The organism is Cuneatibacter caecimuris (assembly GCF_004216775.1).
Taxonomy (GTDB): Bacteria; Bacillota; Clostridia; order Lachnospirales; family Lachnospiraceae; genus Cuneatibacter; species Cuneatibacter caecimuris.
Genome location: NZ_SGXF01000002.1, coordinates 33,877 through 51,388 on the forward strand (window position 1 = coordinate 33,877; position 17,512 = coordinate 51,388).

General features: G+C 46.7%; 21 protein-coding genes. 3 read left to right on the forward strand and 18 right to left on the reverse strand.

Going from position 1 to position 17,512, the window contains the following annotated elements; genetic code table 11:
* Nucleotides 1-37 precede the first annotated feature (37 nt).
* The 12 genes from EV209_RS06470 to EV209_RS06520 form a co-directional block, all read right to left on the reverse strand.
* Nucleotides 38-886: a DUF6179 domain-containing protein gene (locus EV209_RS06470; protein WP_130434292.1), complete on the reverse strand. Its 849-nt coding sequence runs from the start codon at nt 884-886 to the stop codon at nt 38-40.
* Between the two features lie 23 nt (nt 887-909).
* A complete protein-coding gene (locus tag EV209_RS06475; protein WP_130434294.1) occupies nt 910-1,455 on the reverse strand; it encodes a DUF6323 family protein in 546 nt (181 codons plus the stop codon).
* Between the two features lie 154 nt (nt 1,456-1,609).
* On the reverse strand, nt 1,610-2,827 hold the full coding sequence (locus EV209_RS06480) for a cation:proton antiporter (RefSeq protein ID WP_130434296.1): 1,218 nt from the start codon (nt 2,825-2,827) through the stop codon (nt 1,610-1,612).
* Between the two features lie 202 nt (nt 2,828-3,029).
* A complete protein-coding gene (locus EV209_RS06485) occupies nt 3,030-3,959 on the reverse strand; it encodes a CAP domain-containing protein (RefSeq protein WP_243647524.1) in 930 nt (309 codons plus the stop codon).
* 124 nt (nt 3,960-4,083) lie between these two features.
* On the reverse strand, nt 4,084-5,361 hold the full coding sequence (locus EV209_RS06490; protein ID WP_130434298.1) for a sensor histidine kinase: 1,278 nt from the start codon (nt 5,359-5,361) through the stop codon (nt 4,084-4,086).
* Nucleotides 5,348-6,028, reverse strand: coding sequence for a response regulator transcription factor (locus EV209_RS06495; protein WP_130434300.1), 681 nt, complete (start codon nt 6,026-6,028; stop codon nt 5,348-5,350). Before EV209_RS06495 ends, EV209_RS06490 begins: the two co-directional genes overlap by 14 nt.
* A gap of 22 nt (nt 6,029-6,050) precedes the next feature.
* Nucleotides 6,051-6,260, reverse strand: coding sequence for a hypothetical protein (locus EV209_RS06500; protein ID WP_243647525.1), 210 nt, complete (start codon nt 6,258-6,260; stop codon nt 6,051-6,053).
* A gap of 191 nt (nt 6,261-6,451) precedes the next feature.
* Nucleotides 6,452-7,078, reverse strand: a complete 627-nt coding sequence (locus EV209_RS06505) for a hypothetical protein (RefSeq protein WP_130434302.1) — start codon at nt 7,076-7,078, stop codon at nt 6,452-6,454.
* Entirely contained in the window at nt 7,075-7,374 is a 300-nt protein-coding gene (locus tag EV209_RS06510; RefSeq protein WP_130434304.1) for a helix-turn-helix transcriptional regulator, read from the reverse strand. Before EV209_RS06510 ends, EV209_RS06505 begins: the two co-directional genes overlap by 4 nt.
* A gap of 158 nt (nt 7,375-7,532) precedes the next feature.
* Nucleotides 7,533-7,793 (reverse strand): hypothetical protein, encoded by a 261-nt coding sequence (locus EV209_RS06515; protein ID WP_130434306.1) that lies wholly within the window; start codon nt 7,791-7,793, stop codon nt 7,533-7,535.
* A 110-nt stretch (nt 7,794-7,903) separates the two neighbouring features.
* A complete protein-coding gene (locus tag EV209_RS16265) occupies nt 7,904-8,059 on the reverse strand; it encodes a hypothetical protein (RefSeq protein ID WP_165388835.1) in 156 nt (51 codons plus the stop codon).
* Nucleotides 8,060-8,169: 110 nt separating this feature from the next.
* Entirely contained in the window at nt 8,170-8,382 is a 213-nt protein-coding gene (locus EV209_RS06520; protein ID WP_130434308.1) for a helix-turn-helix domain-containing protein, read from the reverse strand.
* An 810-nt stretch (nt 8,383-9,192) separates the two neighbouring features.
* Here EV209_RS06520 and EV209_RS06525 point away from each other — a divergent pair.
* The 3 genes from EV209_RS06525 (at nt 9,193) to EV209_RS06535 (ending at nt 11,359) form a co-directional block, all read left to right on the forward strand.
* Complete coding sequence (locus EV209_RS06525; protein WP_165388838.1) at nt 9,193-9,414, forward strand: helix-turn-helix domain-containing protein; 222 nt, start codon at nt 9,193-9,195, stop codon at nt 9,412-9,414.
* Between the two features lie 2 nt (nt 9,415-9,416).
* Entirely contained in the window at nt 9,417-10,487 is a 1,071-nt protein-coding gene (locus EV209_RS06530; protein WP_130434312.1) for a hypothetical protein, read from the forward strand.
* 386 nt (nt 10,488-10,873) lie between these two features.
* Nucleotides 10,874-11,359 carry a hypothetical protein gene (locus EV209_RS06535; RefSeq protein WP_165388839.1) on the forward strand — a complete coding sequence of 162 codons (486 nt, stop codon included), beginning with the start codon at nt 10,874-10,876 and terminating at the stop codon, nt 11,357-11,359.
* 128 nt (nt 11,360-11,487) lie between these two features.
* On the opposite strand, the gene EV209_RS06540 is transcribed toward EV209_RS06535, so the two are convergent.
* The 6 genes from EV209_RS06540 to EV209_RS06565 all read right to left on the reverse strand — a co-directional run bounded on the left by EV209_RS06540 (nt 11,488) and on the right by EV209_RS06565 (nt 17,507).
* The gene (locus tag EV209_RS06540; RefSeq protein WP_130434316.1) at nt 11,488-12,501 is read right to left on the reverse strand and encodes an N-acetylmuramoyl-L-alanine amidase; all 1,014 of its coding nucleotides are present in this window, start codon (nt 12,499-12,501) and stop codon (nt 11,488-11,490) included.
* A gap of 23 nt (nt 12,502-12,524) precedes the next feature.
* The gene (locus EV209_RS06545; protein WP_130434318.1) at nt 12,525-12,794 is read right to left on the reverse strand and encodes a phage holin family protein; all 270 of its coding nucleotides are present in this window, start codon (nt 12,792-12,794) and stop codon (nt 12,525-12,527) included.
* A gap of 2 nt (nt 12,795-12,796) precedes the next feature.
* Entirely contained in the window at nt 12,797-13,060 is a 264-nt protein-coding gene (locus EV209_RS06550; protein WP_130434320.1) for a DUF6275 family protein, read from the reverse strand.
* Entirely contained in the window at nt 13,057-13,284 is a 228-nt protein-coding gene (locus EV209_RS06555; RefSeq protein ID WP_130434322.1) for a hypothetical protein, read from the reverse strand. The genes EV209_RS06550 and EV209_RS06555 overlap by 4 nt, the downstream gene beginning before the upstream one ends.
* Before the next feature lie 75 nt (nt 13,285-13,359).
* Nucleotides 13,360-15,393, reverse strand: coding sequence for a hypothetical protein (locus EV209_RS06560; RefSeq protein ID WP_130434324.1), 2,034 nt, complete (start codon nt 15,391-15,393; stop codon nt 13,360-13,362).
* Nucleotides 15,394-15,407: 14 nt separating this feature from the next.
* Nucleotides 15,408-17,507, reverse strand: coding sequence for a DUF859 family phage minor structural protein (locus tag EV209_RS06565; protein ID WP_130434326.1), 2,100 nt, complete (start codon nt 17,505-17,507; stop codon nt 15,408-15,410).
* Nucleotides 17,508-17,512 lie beyond the last annotated feature (5 nt).

Genomic DNA, 17,512 nt, shown 5'->3' on the forward strand with positions numbered 1-17,512 from the left:
TTTACGCAACGTAAATGTCAACTGTTTTTTTTATTTTTTACCGGCTAAATTCAAAGACCGCATCCAGCGTGTCAAATTCCAGGCCGGAAAAAATTCTGGCCGATATCTCCCGCCCCAGCTTACGGAAATATTCTGACTGCCGGGAAAGCCCCGCTTTCTCAGATATAATATCAATCAGCCATATCGCTTGTTTCTCCGTTTCCTCCCTTGTACTGCCCTGAAAAAATTGATAGACTGACTCCAGATCCTCTGCTGCAAGCTTCAGCCCAGCCACCTGCTTTCCGGCGATTATACTGCCGACTGCGCGCAGCAGCACCGGGACGCACAGGTTTCCCATATAGGTACCAGTTCCGCATATTTCCAGTTCTTCCACAAGCTTCCGTACAGCCCGGGGATCAAAACATTCTAAAAATATTTTTTCCGTTTCCAGATCCAGGAGATACCTGCTGATTAAATCAATGCCGCAAAGTCCGGTATACTCATGCTGGCAGGCAGCAGGATAATCCAGCGTCAGAATATGGTCCTGGGGATGAAATTTCACATCATAGCGGATGAAAAATTCAGGCATACCAAAAAGCACAGTATCTCTGTAGTTCCTGCAGCCATAATCTTCAAAGTTCTCTGCAATCCTGTGATAGCATTCTTTTGCTTCACAAACCTTCTCCACCGCTCTGTCATATCCGGCGGAATACGCCTCGGCAGCCGTAATACTATTATTCTGAAGTGCGTGTCCATCACCTTCCGAACATTCATGAATACAGTACATCACTGCCCCCATGAGCGTTACCGCAGTTTCATAAGTTACAGAACTGCTTTCTTTTGATGTGAATTTTTCTGCCAGCTCCGCAGTCAGCGGCAGCAGCTCTTCCATGCTGTAATCTGTCATTATATTCTCCACCCCTCCTGGCTTCATTCCCAAAACAGTGTTTTCAGCGCGCGCTGATATAGTTCGCTGTCCCAGCGCTGTTCTTCACTGAATTGCTCATATTCCCCTGATCCTCCGCTCTCCCGGCTGCCCTCATATCCAGCCCGTACTGCCCGGGAAAACCTTTCCAGACAGGTGCTCTCCAGATACTCCGTATCACCGCAGCAGACCGTTTCATATTGTTCCCGCATAAAAACCAGAAGTTCGTCATCCGTAAGTTTATCCTGTGATTCATTCTTAAACAGGTAGAAAATATCCTGCAGTTCCTCCAGAACTTCTTCATAATTATCCTGGAAAATATACTGAGAATCACAAAATGTAAAAATCAGCTTATCCAAAATTCCTCTTCCGAATTCTACTCTTTGATATTTTCTCAGGCTTTCATTGCGCGCCTGCTGCAGCGCAATCAGCTGATTTTCTGACAGCGCAAGTCCATACTTCTCCTCAACGCGCTGCTGCAGCTCGGACAGCACAGACAGCTCCTTTCTGCTCTTTTCCGCTGCACCCAAAACAAAAATATCTTTTTCCATACCGCTCTCCTCCTTTGGCAGACGCTCATTATACTTCTCCCCTGCCGCTATTACAAGTCTTGTAAAAAAGCCATTTTTGTGGTATGATAAATATACTGAAAGGTATTAAAAAAGCGTACAAATCTCTTTTGTCAGAAGATTTGTACGCTCTTTTTTATTCCCCTGTTTTTTTTGCTTCCCGGACGCTGCCGCTGCGGAAAATTGCAAATTTTGCGCAGGCAGGTCCGATCATTTCATAAAGCACTGAGGAAGACAGGATAATCGTCAGGAACTGTGTCCCCATTGCAGCCGGCAAAATCCTCTGGCCCAGAGTGGCCAGGCCGATGGAAACTCCGGCCTGCGGAATCAGGCCCAGGCCCAGATACCGGCAGATTCCCCTGCTTTTCTTTGCCAGCCTGCAGGACACATAAGCTCCCGCGTATTTTCCCAAAATACGTGTCAAAAAATAGGCAATTCCGATTATCCCGGCAGTGCCGAGGGTGGACAGATCCAGCTTCATTCCTGATTCAATAAAAAACAGAGCCATGACAGGCGGCGTAAAACGGTCCAGCTGCCGGAACAATTTTTTATCTTTAGTCAAATTGATATATACCATACCGAAAACCATACAAGACAAAAGCGGAGAAATATCCGCCAGCGCGCACAGCCCTGAAATTCCAAGCAATTCCGTAAGCAAAAGCATCAGGCGGCTGTCCCGGCTTTTTCCTGACGGAACTCCCCTGGCAAGAGTCCAGGCACATACAGCCCCCAGCAGAACGGCCAGCAGATTGAATAAAACAGGCAGCACCGCTTCTGAAAATGTAATGCTTCCGTTAAATTCCGCAGAAACCACTGCTGATGCAGCGCTGAAAGCCAGCAGACAGACAGCATCGTCCAACGCTACTACCTGCAGGAGAATGCGGACAAACTCCCCTCTTGCACGGTACTGTTTGATGGTCATAATCGTGCTGGCCGGAGCAGTGGCAGTGGCCGCAGCCCCGAGCAGCAGAGCAAAATCCAGAGATATATGAAACAAAAAGAAAGCCGTCAGAGTGACCAGAAAGCCTGCTGCCAATGCTTCAGCAGCAGTGATCAGAAAAATACTCCGCCCTGTCCTTCGCATATCCTCAGCTTTAAAAAATTTTCCTACGCCAAACGCGATGCAGGCCAGCGCAATATCGCTGACAAAATCCATGTGCGTGACCAGCTGTGAAGGAATCAGCCTCAATACATCCGGCCCGATTAGAATCCCCACAATAATATATCCTGTCACTTTAGGCAATCTGAAAAATCCCGCGATTTTGGAAAAAATCAGACCTGAAAATAAAATGATGCACAATGCCAGCAATACCCCTGCAGTCCCATCCAGCGCCAGTTCCCGGAAAAATTCCATAGCGCCACCTCTTTCTGTTTCAGAAATGAATTACGTCCGATTTGATCTTTATATTATAGCACTGTTCTTCTGAGAAAGAAAGAGAAGAAGATAAAGCATTTCCCGGAGAGTTTTGTTTTATAGGGAACGCAGCTCCCCATGAAACAAAAGCAGACAGAACACGTCTTGCCGAGTCCTGTCTGCCTATCAGCTGAAAGATAACTTATGATGTAAACAGCTGAGACCAGTAATTTCGTCCCGCCGCATTCTGGTAATGCCCAATTCCAATTTTAGTAAAGTTCGGGTTCAGAATGTTGGCTCTGTGTCCTTCGCTGTTCATCCAGCCATTCATCACCTCCTGCGGCGATCTCTGTCCCCAGGCAATGTTTTCCCCTGAATTTCGGAAAGTAATACCTGCATCTGTCAGAACTGAGCTAAAGCGTCTTCCGTCCGGACGGGTATGGGAAAAGGATACCTCAATTTCCTGTGCTCTGATCTGTGCCGCAGAAGTAATTCCCTGATCCAGCGTCAGCACGCCGATCCCCGCCTTTGCTCTCTCGGCATTGACCAGTTCTGCGATCTGAATCGCAAAGGAATTTTCTTCCTGGTCCGGTTCCGGAGACTCCTCACCGTTCCCTGGATTCTCCGGCTCCGGGCTGGGCGTTTCCCCGCCATTTCCTGGATTCTCCGGCTCTGGGCTGGGCGTTTCCCCGCCATTTCCTGGATTCTCCGGCTCTGGTCTGGGCGTTTCTCCGCCATTTCCTGGATTCTCCGGCTCCGGGCTGGGCGTTTCCCCGCCATTTCCTGGATTCTCCGGCTCCGGGCTGGGCGTTTCCCCGCCATTTCCTGGATTCTCTGGTTCCGGGTTGGGCGTCTCCTCACCGTCTCCAGGCTTTTCTATTTCGGGGAAATCAATTCCGGGAAATTCAGGCGGCAGACAGCCGGTCCATTCGATTACTCCAAATTTTCCGCACAGCTCTTTCAGTATATTCTCCCATTCATCCTGGCTTCCAATCTGCCCCACTGTAACCAGGCAGTTCTTTGACGCCTGACGCAATCCGGCAAAACCTGATTCCGCTGCATGTACCGGCGCGGCAGCACTTCCTGCGATTCCGATTGCCGCTGCCATAGCTAGAATATGATATTTCTTCATCTGTACCTCCTGTCTCATTCGAATTATTACAAAATCAATTCATAATAATTACATTTATGTTACATATAAATAATAACATATGTTAGAACAAAAATGAAACAGGGAATTGCTGGAATCAATTCTTTTATATTCTGAAGACTAACACAAAAGTCATGCCCTCTTTTTCACGCCGGGCAAAAATTTCTCCATCCATTTTCTGCATGATTTCACGGCAGATATACAGCCCCAACCCATGCCCAGGCTTTCCCTGGAGGTTTGAACCCCTGAAAAAACTTTCGAAAATATGGTTGAACTCCGTATCGTTCACAACCAGGCCCGTATTGAATATATGAACCAGCTGACAATATTCTTCCTGAGAAAATGTAATATCAATCCGTCTTCCGTCTCCATACTTAAAAGCATTTTCAAGAATATTCTCCACTACTTCCACCGCGCGTTCCACATCTCCTTTCAGTAAAATATTATCATGTTCACCTATCCTTAGTTCTGTCATCCTGATCCTGCAGGCTTCCTGATATGTATCTAAAACTTTATGAATCATATCGTCCAGATAAAACTCCCCATGATCTATCTGTAAATCAATGATATCCTCCCGTGAACTTTTGATGATCTCAGCTAGAAAGCCCTCAATTTCAACAGCTTTTTCACCAATCTGGTGCGCGGCATGGTCTCTATCGGCCTCCTCAGCATATAAATGTTTTTCCAGCGCTTTTCCGTATAATTTAATTGTGTTCAAAGGCGTCTTAATGTCATGAGACAGAGAGAGCAAAAGCCGCTTTTTTTCACGTGTCAGTTGGAGTTCTCTTTTTTTTGCAACAGCCAGATTATCCTTCAGTAACCCGATTCCCCACAAAAATTTGCTGAAATATTGATTTTTTTCTTCTTTTATAATTTCTTTCAAATGGCCCCGGGCTAATTCTTTAGGAATATTGCTCAGACGTTCCAAAGGCTTTAAAAATTTATATTTCAAATATAGCAATATACATAAAGTAAACAATTCCATAAGGCCAAGACATATCTCGGTTAAGGCCAGTAAGGTCTGTGTATTATAAACCGGCTCAAGGATTTCAAAACGTGCTGCGCCGATCAATTCCTGTTCCTGAAAAACAGGCTTAATGATCAGATATTCTTTGTTTCCCGCGGCATAAAATTCTTCCGCCCGCATCCTGTCTTTCAGATCCTCTGCCGTAAAATATATAACTTTTTTGACATACTCAAAGGAATCCAAATCAAGCCTGTCAGGGGGTGTCCCTTCTGACAGGCTTTCATAGATTCTATTCACCTCTACTTTGTAAAACTGGCTTTTGTCAGCTTCCGACTGCTTTACCTGATAGCCTCCCCACAGAGCAATCATCAGATACACAAGCACAGAAACAAGAATGAGCAGATTAAATTTCTTCATACCGGTATCCTATTCCCCAGACAGTCTGTATCCGTTCCGGTTTTCTGGGATTCTCCTCAATTTTAGAGCGCAGCATTTTAATGTGCACGGTCAGCGTCTGATTTTCACTGTCGCTGTCAATGCCCCATATATGATTAAAAATATAATCCTTATGCAGGGTTTTAGACGGGTTTTCCACAAACAACAGCAGCAGTCCATATTCTTTTGCATTCAGCTCAATCGGAATCCCTTTCTTATATACTTTATGAGCTTCCGGCTCCAGAGTCAGGCTTCCTGAGATTATTACCGGCATTTTTTCAGCCGGAGAGCAGATTCTTTGGAAATGAGCCTTGATCTTGGCAGACAAAATATCCATATCCACCGGCTTCTCCACATAATCGTCTGCCCCCAGCTCATATCCATTGAGTTTATTTTCCTTATCCGACCGGGCGCTCATGATCAGAACAGGAATGCTCCATTTTTCACGGATCGCCCGGCAAACTGCAAATCCGTCCATTCCCGGCAGCATGATATCCAGAAGCACCAGCTTTGCCGTATCATTCGCCAGATATTCCATCGCATCTTCCCCGCTCGCTGCATGAAAAACCCGAAACCCCTCCTGTTCCAGAAAAAGGCGGATCAGTCCGGCCAGCTCTTCCTGGTCTTCTACCAGTAAAATGTCATACATGAAATCTGCTCCTTTAAGCTTATTACCATCCTAATTTCAGCAGCCAGTCATTTAGCTTCTTTTCCCTTGCTCTGTCCTCAGGCGTCCGGCCGCGTTTTCCGAGGTTGATTTCATCCCGGATATCCCCGTCCTCAATATACAATACCCGCTCGCATCTGGAGGCTACTTTCATATCATGGGTAACCAGAAATATACTGGTGCCTTCCTGATTGATACGGTTCAATTCCTCCATGACCTCTATAGAGTTCTGCCGGTTCAAAGCCCCTGTGGGTTATGTATAGTTAGTACAACAATAATAAGGCCTGGATTTCTTCCCGGCCCTGCCTGTACAGCGATATTTTACTTCCATATTTCGCCTTTCTGGTTTAAAATAACTTTCAGGCAGTCACACACTCCATAGCATCCTTTTTGTGTGACTGCCTGTTATTTTGTCTCTAATTTTATCCTCTCCCTGTATTCCTCCCTCCGGTCCAATAACTTCTGCAGGTTACGTCCCTGTCCGCGTTTCTCATCTGACCGACATTGGCTAATTCTTTCCGCTTCCGCCCGGCAATAATCGGAACAGAGATTTGTTGCTGCACTGGACCAGAACGGGCGGAGGCAATATACGCAAGCCTTCATGCGCTTTCCCCTGCGCTCCTTCCTCTTCTGTTCGACCTCCGGCCGCTTATTATATGCCGCCTTCCGTCCTCTCTGCCACTCCAGGGCGGCATCCCTCTGGCATCCTGGACAATACTTCTGCCGGCCACTCTCTACTGTATACTCTTTCCCGCAGCGCTGGCAGATATCCACGCTTCCGAGCTTCCTCTTTGAGCCACCAGACTGCCTGCGCAGCCTGTCCATTTCCTTTTTCCTGACTGCCCGGCAGTCCGGGCATCTTCTGGCACGCGGGCCTCCCGGAAATGATCTGCCGCAATCAATACAGATCCTGTCCCGTATCGTGCTCTTCTGCCGTGATTCCTTCGCACATTCCTGGCACATGATAGAATCAACGTCGCCCTGGAATACTTTCCCGCATCGTGAGCAGGTTCTTAATGTTCTTCTGTTCACTTCAGGCCTTCTCTCTTCCGTTCTTTCTGTTTTTCTAGAATCCTTTCTTTGTTCTCCTGATAATACTTCCTTCTATATTCTGCCCGTTTCGGATCTGTACGTATTTTTTCACTTACCCTTTCCTTGTTTTTTTCGTACCATATCTGAGCGTACGTCTTTTCTCCGCTTGTCTTTTTTCTACAGCTTTCAATGGTGTTTCCTACGTTCCCGGTACTGCACCCAAGTTCCTTTGCAATCTCCCTGTAGGTCATTCCATTAATCCACAATTCGAATACTCTGGCTTCTCTTTCTGTCAAAACGCTATAATCTGCGTCTTTATATTTCCTTCTGACACGGCGTTAGAATGCTCAAATCCTTATCTCTGTACTGTTCTAAGTTCATTATGCCCTCCCAAAGCGCTTAGGCAGGGAGCCTAACGCATCCTGCCTGAAAAAATATTATATCCGTGTCCTGCCTATCTTTCAAGTACCTGTTCCGCCGTTTCCAGTTCTTCCGCGATATCTTCAAAATTCACTTCGTTCTCACAGTGGATTTCATTGTATTCATTTAATTCCGTTTCCGCGAAAAACTTTTTCAGTTCTTCCACTGTGTTTTCCGTGTAGAGGTCTACTCCTTCAAATGTTCCAGTCGGCGCTCCGTCAAAAATCTTTGCCGTCTTTCCGTCTGTAATTATCACCAGATTGTTTCCGTTTGTCTTTTCAAGATATATCTTCATTTTTTCTTATCCTCCGTTTACATTTTATCTCATATATGATATTCTATTTTTAATGGGGAGCGGTGGCAAGACCGCCCTCCCTGTTTCCCCTCGAGCCTTACGGCTCTTTTTTAGTTGTCCTCAATACCCTTCTGGGTATCTTCTATGAGTTTGTCGGTCATTTCTGACGCCTTCTCATATTCTTTGTTTTTCAGTGCTTCCTTCAGGTCCTTCAGGTCCTGCAGAAGCCGTCTCAAGTAACTTTTGAATACGCTCATATCCTCCATTTGTTCCTCCTTCCTCCGCTTGCCCGGATATTCGCTAAAGATTGTCTTCTTTAACTATCTTCATTATACATGATATATCATGTATTGTCAAGAGGAAAATACATTTATTTTCATGTATTTTTGTCCTCTACATATTTAATGATATTTCCTGGCTGCATATCTAACAGCCTGCATATTTGATTTAATGGGACTGGCCCAATGGGCTTACCTTCTCGCAGGTATTGTATCGCGCTCTCATTTAATAATTTTTCTTTTCTAAGCCGGGTTGTTGTGTATCCGGCATCTTTAAGTGCTTCAAGGACGTTAATTTTATAAGTAAGCATATAGTTGTCACCTCCCCTTCTATTTTATTTTACATCAAATACCATTCATTGTCAATCGCATGATTTTTAGTGTATATTCCGCAAACATACTACATTAAATTCAGTGTGTTTTGCTGTAGACATTACGGGGTATTTTGATGATAGCGCAACGCTAACTGTCAGTGAAATAATTTAAGGTATATATTGTGTTTTTGATTAATTTCTTTCTTGACTTTGTAAGGTAATGTGCTATAATTACATTATCTTACAGGCTTGAGTGAGATAAAAACGTGTTTTATTTACACGTAGTCGCTTGCTATGCGGGCGTGGATTGAAATAAACAAACCAATAAACAAGCAAACCTACCTATGTATATTCGCAACGCACAGTGTGGTGTGGATTGAAGCAAGTATTTAGCTTCCAGGGTGCAGGGCCGCTTTGCCAAATATGGCAAGGCGGTTTTTGTTTGCTTGAAATTATCAGGATATGCTTTCTCAGCAAATTGATTAGGCTTTTTGCATATCGCTGTAGCTGTATGTTTTGTACAATAAATTTCTTAATCTTTGTGCATGTTTACTATTTACATATTACAGCTATAGCTGTATAATAATGTCATAAGATAAAGAAAGGAACTTGCTAAGGCAGGCAGGGAAAACGAAGATGAGAACATATGAAATTACAGTAAGACACGAGGATGTAGAGTTCGCAAGTTATTTTGTGCAGGCTCGCACTGCAGAAGAAGCAAGAGCAGAACACGAGGCGTCAAACTACGGTACGAAAATCGTATCCGTTAAATGGATCAGGAACAAATAATAAAGAATGGAGCTGCTTATGCTACAGGAAATGAGAAAAAAAAGAGGAATGACCCAGAAGGAACTTGCAGAAAAGTCCGGTGTATCTATTCGGATGATTCAGAGCTATGAATCATCCGACAGGGATATAAATAAAGCATCTGCGGAAACGGTTTATCGGCTAGCCATAACACTGGGATGCCGATTTGACGAAGTAATGAATATTGAAATTAAGAATAAGGCGTTTGGAAAAGGAGAGTAGACATGGAGAGAAAGTATGAGTTTACAGGAGAAACGACGGAAATAGACTTTCAAAAGTTACATAGGATTGTAGCTGTAAGAGATTTTGGGGTCGTTAGCGCCGGAGACCTTGGCGGATGGATCAAAGATGAGAATAATTTGAGCCATGACGGTACTGCATGGGTGGCAGATGAAGCTGCTATATATGAAGACGCGCTTGTGGAAGATGACGCGTTTGCAATGGGTCGGGTGCGTGTGCGTGGCTCTGCTCATGTGGGCGGCGAGGCGCAGCTAAGTGAGAATTCGTGTGTGGAAGGTGACACATATATTCGCGGCAAAGCGCAAGTATACGGATGTGCGCATGTGCACGGAAGCACGCTGGTGGAAGGAAAGGCAAAGGTACTTGGATATGCAGATATAGCGCAAAGTGCTCATATAGATGGAAATGCGTTAGTGTCTGGTAACGCAGAAATAAGAGGCAATTCCCATGTAACTGGAACCGTGAAATTGCATGGCGATGCCAGTGTATGCGGAAACGCATTGATAAGGTCAGACGAAGATTGGATTACAGTAACCGGGTTTGGCTCCGGAGGGATGTGCGCCACATTTTTCCACGGCTCAGACGATAAAATATATGTTCAATATGACGGATTTTACGGAACAATAGACAGGTTCCGTGAAAAAATTAAAGGTACTAAATACGAAGGTACTTTTATGCCCGCCATTAAAGCTGCATGTATACACTTTAATTCGTTTTCGCATGACTGTGAAAACGAATCTGAAATTATCGTGGAGGAATCAGATGAGTTTGTTTCTTCATTTGGAAAATACAGGGGGCTCCTTTTGTTTGAGCCTATTGACATTAATGTCAATAGGGAAAATGGAACTAAATATTGGATGGACAAGGATATGGCCGATTATCGCTTTGGCTATGTCATGGCAGTTGAGAAATTGAAGGAAGAATTTAAAGATTCCTGCGTTCTGGAAGCCGTCTTAACTCCACATTCCTATTACGGCGGGAATCTTCGCAATCCGTTAAATTTTCGCCTTCGTTGTGTTCGCGAGGACGGGATTGTCCGTGTATACCCGATGTAATATTTTAAGTGATCTTTAAAATTTGTATTGACTTTGTGAGATAATGTGCTATAATTACATTATCTCACAAGATTCAGTGAGATAAAAACGTGTTTTATTTACACGTTGTCGTCTGCTATGCGGGCGTGGATTGAGACAAATATTTATTTTAAAAAAATTAGCGAGGGCCGTTTTGCCGGATATGGCAAGGCGGTTTTTGCATATACGGGAGGGAAAATGAAAAAAAATCAAAAGGAATATCACGGAAATTGCGCGGAATATCTACTTATGAATCCCAGCAGAAAACTCTGGATGAGTGGTGCGATAACTGGCGGCTTGATCAGGTGAGCACAATCATAAGTTTGCGCCGGGCGGCGGAAAATGATAATCACTCAGAAATCATGCACATGATAGATCAACTTATGGGTATGTCCGATAAGCGATTTACTGCCCTTAAAAATGTTTTTGGCATTTTATCTGATCCGGATAGAGAGCTGAGGCACTATGTGGGTAAGCCTGGTGATCCGGTTCCGGAGGAATCCGCAGAACCCCCGGCAGAAAATCAGACCGATGAGTTTATCGCTGAAATTGGCAGGTGCTATAATGCTGGACTGTCGGTCAATGAGATTTCTGACCGTACGGAAATCAGTGAGGATAAAATCATCAAAATACTGGTCACGCAAGGGGTTTTTGAAAACGATATTTACCGGCAGATCAAGCGCCTGCGGGAAAAAGGCGTAAATGATTCCGTGATTGCTGATCGGCTGGGGTTGCAAAAATCTGCCATGAATCGGTATACCCCTTACACCAAGGGGATATATAATTTAAAAAATCCGTCAGAAAATGCCGCCAAGCTGCGGGCCTGGCGGCAGGGAAAAGCAATACATGATTGACTAACATCATTGTAATATGTATAATAAGGTTAGGATATTAAAAAGCAATAAATTGTTTTTGCAAGGGCTGAGTAATTCTCGGCCCTATTTTTTTGAAGAGGGCCGGGATTTCTCCCAGCCCTCTTTTTTCAGCCCGGCAGCGTGGTCAGCCCGCCGCCCAGCGCAATATATCCGGCGCCGGATTTCAGGCGGCCCCATAGTTCTGCGCCCTCTCCGGTATACTCTCCTGTTACAGTGTAGCTGCCCTTGTCCCGGATCACTCCTGTAACTGGATAGTTAGTGCCCGGGCCGCTCCGGATGTTAAGCGCGCCGTCCAGGACCTTGACCATGTACGGCAGCTTATGGCCTGTATCTCCCACGCGGCGGCAGTATGCCTTATGGACGGAGATGTATCCGTCTCCGGACTTCAGGCGGCCCCAGTGCCCGTTGACGATCTCCGTCATGGTATAGCAGCCGTGGTCTGTGATATATCCCACTGCCTCATAATCAGTCCCCGGCCCGCGCCGGATCGTCAGATTGTCCGCCAGCACCTTGTACATGCCCGGCACATATTCTGTTTCTGGCTCTGCCGGCCGCGCAGTTTCTCCTCTCATCCGCGCCCCCACGTCCGCCCGGAAGGTGTCCATATTCTTCCCGTGCTTCGGCCACCAGTGCTCGATATCAATGTGGTTGCTACCGTACCCCAGGCGGTGCACCTCGGCGTGGCAATAGATATCTCTCTCCGTCAGCCCGTATCTCTCGCAGAGATACACAAATAACTGGATCGCCTGCTCATAGATATCGGCAAAATAGGCCGCGTTGGCCTTCACGTCATATCCCACCATTGTTCCGCTGTTTGGCTGGTATGTATGGCCTTCCGGTTCGCAGATCTCCACGCCGATTGAGAGGCCGTTCCAGCCTCCCTTTGGTCCTGCTCCCACATGGCAGCCCACATTGTCCCAGGGCATCAACTGTAACACGCGCCCGGATCGTTCCAGAAACGCATGAGGCAGCGCATTGGCTCCCGGGCGGTTGTAATTGCCATAGAATACATCCGCGGACGGCTGCGCAGCTCCTGGGCTGTGCAGTACCAGCTTTTCTACCTTCATTTTGCCGCGGTCAAAATACGGATTTGCCGTGGCCCACTTCTCTTCTATATACATATTTCTTCTCCTTTCATCCTGGGTTATTCCCCGGCCTGATCCTTGAGCTGCTTGTACACCTGGTTAATGCCGGTCGCTGCAAATCCGGATACAATACCCACTGCAATGCTGGTTAAGATATCCCCTGCGGGCCAGTCTGGCATGGCATACATCCCTACAACTCCCAGGATGCCTCCTAATACTCCACAGATCACTGGCAGCCACTTATTGTCCAGTGTCGTAGCTTTGGCCGTCTGTGCGGCCAGATAACAAATTACTGTAATTCCTGCCACTCCTGCAATTCTGAAATCCATAATCATTCTCCTTTCGATGTGAACTCACCGCATTTTTTAAATATTTCTACTGTCACCCTTTCCGTTCCTTCCGGGCGCGTGGCTTCGTAATATGCTGTTTCGTTCCCGCGTACTCTCAGTAGCGCCTTGTCTCCCTGTTCTCCGCTGACTTCCCACTCCAGGAATATATCCGATGAGGATATTTCTTCACCTTTTTCATCTAAGTGTTTTGCGAGGATTAACCTGCATTTGTCTGTGAAAGCGACTACATTTGCTTTATTCATCATTTCTCCTTCTCCTGGCTCTCCAGGTCTGATATGCGGTGATTAATCACCTTGATCTGTTCCTCTACTACCGGCATCCGGCGCGCGAAGTTGTTGTGCATACGCACCTCTGATTCCAGCTGTTCCAACCGGTAGTTGGTCAGCTTAGAATTAATCATGATGCCCGTGAATGTTCCCAGCGCGCTGCCTCCGAATGCGATCAGCGCCACAATGATCTCTGGTTCCATGTATACCTCCGTCTGTGCTTGTCAATGGTACAGGCTATGCGCCGGTCTTGCCCTGATCTCCATATGTTTCCTCCCTCAACCGTTCAGACTGGCCCCGCCCGAAAGTTTCCGAATGGCTTCTTCCAGTGCGGCAATCCTGTTATCCGTATCTTCAGGAGCAGGCGTCCAGTCTGTGCCCTTATTTCCTTTTTCAATTTTGACCCAATGCACTGTGGAATCTCCGGTTACTGAACCATCGTTGGGATACCGGTAAAATAGTGCATTGGCATAATTTGCTGATACCTCCGGCTCCCTTCCCGGCGAGTAAGAGGCGGTGAACGTTGCGGATACAATCTGTTTTTCCGTTCCTGAAACGCGCAAGTGGGCAACTGCGGTCCCACCCGAAAAACACAAGGTTGTTTTCGTCATTCCCGGCGCTGGAGTTATGCAGATAGTTACTGTATAGGTTTCTCCTGCGACAAGCGGGTCCCCTGCTGGGATACATTTCCGCAGCAGATAGTCGTTAGTTGTGACTTCTGTGCCTGTGTCCAAAAACAAGTTTCTGCCGCCGATTTCGATTCTGTCAATTTTTTCACTGTTATACGCTATCGCAGCCGTAGCAGATACCACTTCTCCCCGTAGGCTATCCAGCCCGGATTCCGTGGCACTCATTCTTTTTTCCAGATCGTTAACAGCAACCAGCGAAACGCGATTGACAAATGTAGTTTTGGAATCAACTGAATTGCCATAATTATGATATAAAATAAATCTGACGTATCTCGTTGCAGGATTAAACTTTGATGCTGATTTTTGATGCGGTTCTTGTAAACCATCAATTATCCATTTTGTTTCAGTCCATTCAGAAGGAGCTGGTTCGTTTATGTAGTTAAAATACTTAATTCCGTCGCTTTTCGTTTGCGAAACCTCTGTTCCTGCTGAAATAGTTCCGTGAACCCAAGGTTCAGTAAGTGTGATTGTATTATTTACTTTATCTACGTTTTCTGACGTATATAGATCTGTAAATACATTTCTGGAATAAACTCCGGCAGGATATTGATAACCAAGGCTATTTTTATAGTTCCAAAATATCAATCCCAGCTCATAAGACTTAGTTGTGTTGATCCACCCGCCTGTAGAAACTAAATGCACAATAGTGTCTCCATTATTAAGATCTTGCGATAGAGTAGTTGTGGACAAAGCGTACGAATAATAATGTGGAGATTCTATGAGTCTTTTATCGCAATCGTATTCTTCGTATCCCAGAAAAGTATTTGGTGATCCTATTCCTTTTATGTTCATCCCGAATTGATATCGTTTATAGACATCCACGGGTATAGTTTCTACGCCAAGCGTAACATTCTTCTTTGTCCCCGAAATCCTGAAGCTCGGATAAAACTTATACGAATTAGTGTAATCCAGTCTAAAGTTGTTGAAATTTACATTTGTATTTTCTGTCCCAAAACCATTGACAATTAAATTGTTTAATTTTATTGAATTAACCTCATTTTTATTTGATTTCGATTCAATATTTTTTGTGTTGTAGGTAATGGCGGCTGTGGCAGAGACTACCTCCCCGCGTAAGCCGTCCAGTCCTGCTTCTGTGGCATCCACCCGCGCCGTTACCCGTGCAAGGTCATCCTTAATCTCTTCCGTGGGTGTGCTTTCGATCAATTCCTTGACCTGTGCCTCCCAGTCTGCTATTGCGGCATTCAACTTATCCTCCTGCTCCTGCAGGATCTTGTCCAGATACGTTGATTCCGATTTGCTCTCCGTGCCTGTATGTCCTACCTCCCGCTTAACGTCCAACGAAAATTGGTTGGTTTTGATGATCCTTCCATCCCCGTATACAATCATGATCTGCGCAGGGATGCGTGTGCACTCTGCAAGCATCTGATTGGTCAATGGTACTGTTACATCATTACCCGACACCTCGCAATCATTATAGATAATCCCGCCAGGTTTGGAAGCCCATATGCGCGCCGTTGCTCCCGCCGGTATGTCCATACCGCTGATCTTGCAGCGCAGCTTTCTCCCGGTATCGTTCTGTGCCACCGACACAATCGCCCTCCTGGAAAAATCCAGCACTGACAAAAACACTACCTGTTCAAGAAATCCGTTTAAAAAAGCCATTGTAATACACCTCCTTAATAAGTTCCGACTGCGAAAGCATAGACGATATACTGATAGGATGTGGACAGCGCGCTGCCGCGTTGCAGGTATGCACTGCCTGCCGTGGTCTTTTCTGACCTGGCATATCTGGACACCCATACATCTGTATTCTGAGTTGCACAGTCCACCCCCAGAAAGCTGGCGGGCGCGTCCTTGAAAGCCGCCGCCCAGTTTCCAAGGCTGATCGCGGACGCTGTTTCAAACACGCCTCCCCATGCTGATGTAATCGGTCCTGTCCAGGTGACGCGCTTCCAGGTAATCTGTATCCCTGTATCAGGATAACGGATATAGCCAGACATGCTATCCCCGCCCTTGACTGGTTTCTGCGCCGCCCCTAAATTTGCCAGCGTGCAGAAGGACTTATAGTTATTATCATCCAGCAGGGTAATCCAAGGATTCCATTCCCCGGATGCCTGAGACCGGTATTGCATCCGCTTTCCATTTCCGTTAGCCACGTGGATTTGGGAATCGAAACCGTTGGTCCCGTCCCAGTTGAGCTGTACAATCGGCCCATCCCCATAGGGCTTATTTTCCGTCATGGAGCTGGTCGCCATAAAATACTCTATGGTCCCCAGCCGGTCCCCAGAGGCTGTCGGCCTGTTCCCGTCTGCCGGCCGGGCTTCCTGCGTTTTCAGCTTTGTGGAAAATCCGTCCACATTTCCGTCCAAGGTCTGACCGTTGATGTATAAGGGCATTTTGATGTCGAATCCGTCACGCTCTGCCACGCCGCCCCAGGTAATGCCCCTGTTGTTGAGGCGGAAGCTGAATAGGTTATAGGCAGTCCCGACATCCGTATAATAATCGCTGCCCCCGAAGCTGTCTCTGACATTAACCCGGATATTATACCCACTTCCGGTATCCGCAGAAATAATTGTACTTGCCGCGAATGCATAGTCTGATAATGTTATCGCCTTACTCGTCCAGGATGTTGCTGTCAGCGTCTTGTAGTACACTGTGCAGGCTTTTGTGTTTTTGTTTCCCAGGGCTGTGATTGCCCCTGCGAATGATACGCAGATATAGGCTCCCTTATCGTATGCCGTCCCGTCCGTGGCGGAATTGCATCGGTAGGCGGTTACAGTCCTGCAGGATGGCGCTGTATAATCCGTCACGGTCACATTGACCGTCTTGCTGGCCGTCTTGCCGCGGCTGTCTGTTACTGTTGCCACTACACTGTTAGTACCTGCTGTTGTCAGGTAGTCAGTCGTTGCTGTGCTGCTGTTGTAGGAGGCCCCGTTGGCCTTGATGCTGTATCCCTTGATCGTTGAGCCATAGCTGCCACTTGCGGATACTGTGATCCGCAGCCGGCTCTTACCCCGGACATATCCTGTTATCCCGGATGGTATGCTTGCCGCCTCCGCCACCGTCACACTGCAGGTCGGGATCATGTCGCTGGATGCGTTGACCGTGACACCCATCAGGCAGTCCCCGATCTTAGTCCCCCCGGAATAAGTGGTGCAGGTGAGGATCAGGCCGCCGCTGTCCGCGTTGGGGAACTGTCTGGCTAAGTCCTTCGGAACCGTCCAGGTGTAACTATCTGTTACGCCTGTGGCGACCGTCCCGGATGCAGCCCCCAATGCGTATGTAATCGTGTGTGTGAATGCCGTGCTGGCCCGGTTGGTCTTGATTGTAATGCTGCCGCCGGCAGCCACTGCAGCAGGGGATACCGTGGACATGCTGGTGCGCGGAATCGTATCAAGGTCCATTGTGCCGCTAATGTTATAATTGGCCAGCCCTGTGTTTTGTGTCTGCTGGAAGATCACGCTGCAGCTAATGCTCTTGCTGCCGTCCGCGTCATGGTATACCCGGATGTTACCGGAGGCCAGCTGCTTATTTCCAATGCCGGAAAAATGTATGCTGCCGATATTGGCCGTGTCTACCAGTGTCTGACCATTGATCACTAATTTCGTCCGGTTGCCATAGCTGAAACCATACTGACAGCTGGATATCAGCGCCCGATAAGTCAGCACATATCTGACGTCACTATAGTTTCCGGCCACGTTGGCGGTACTGGACAATACCAGATCCACCTTATAAGACCGGTCACTCCGGTACTGCTCAAGTGTTTTGCTTGCCATTATGC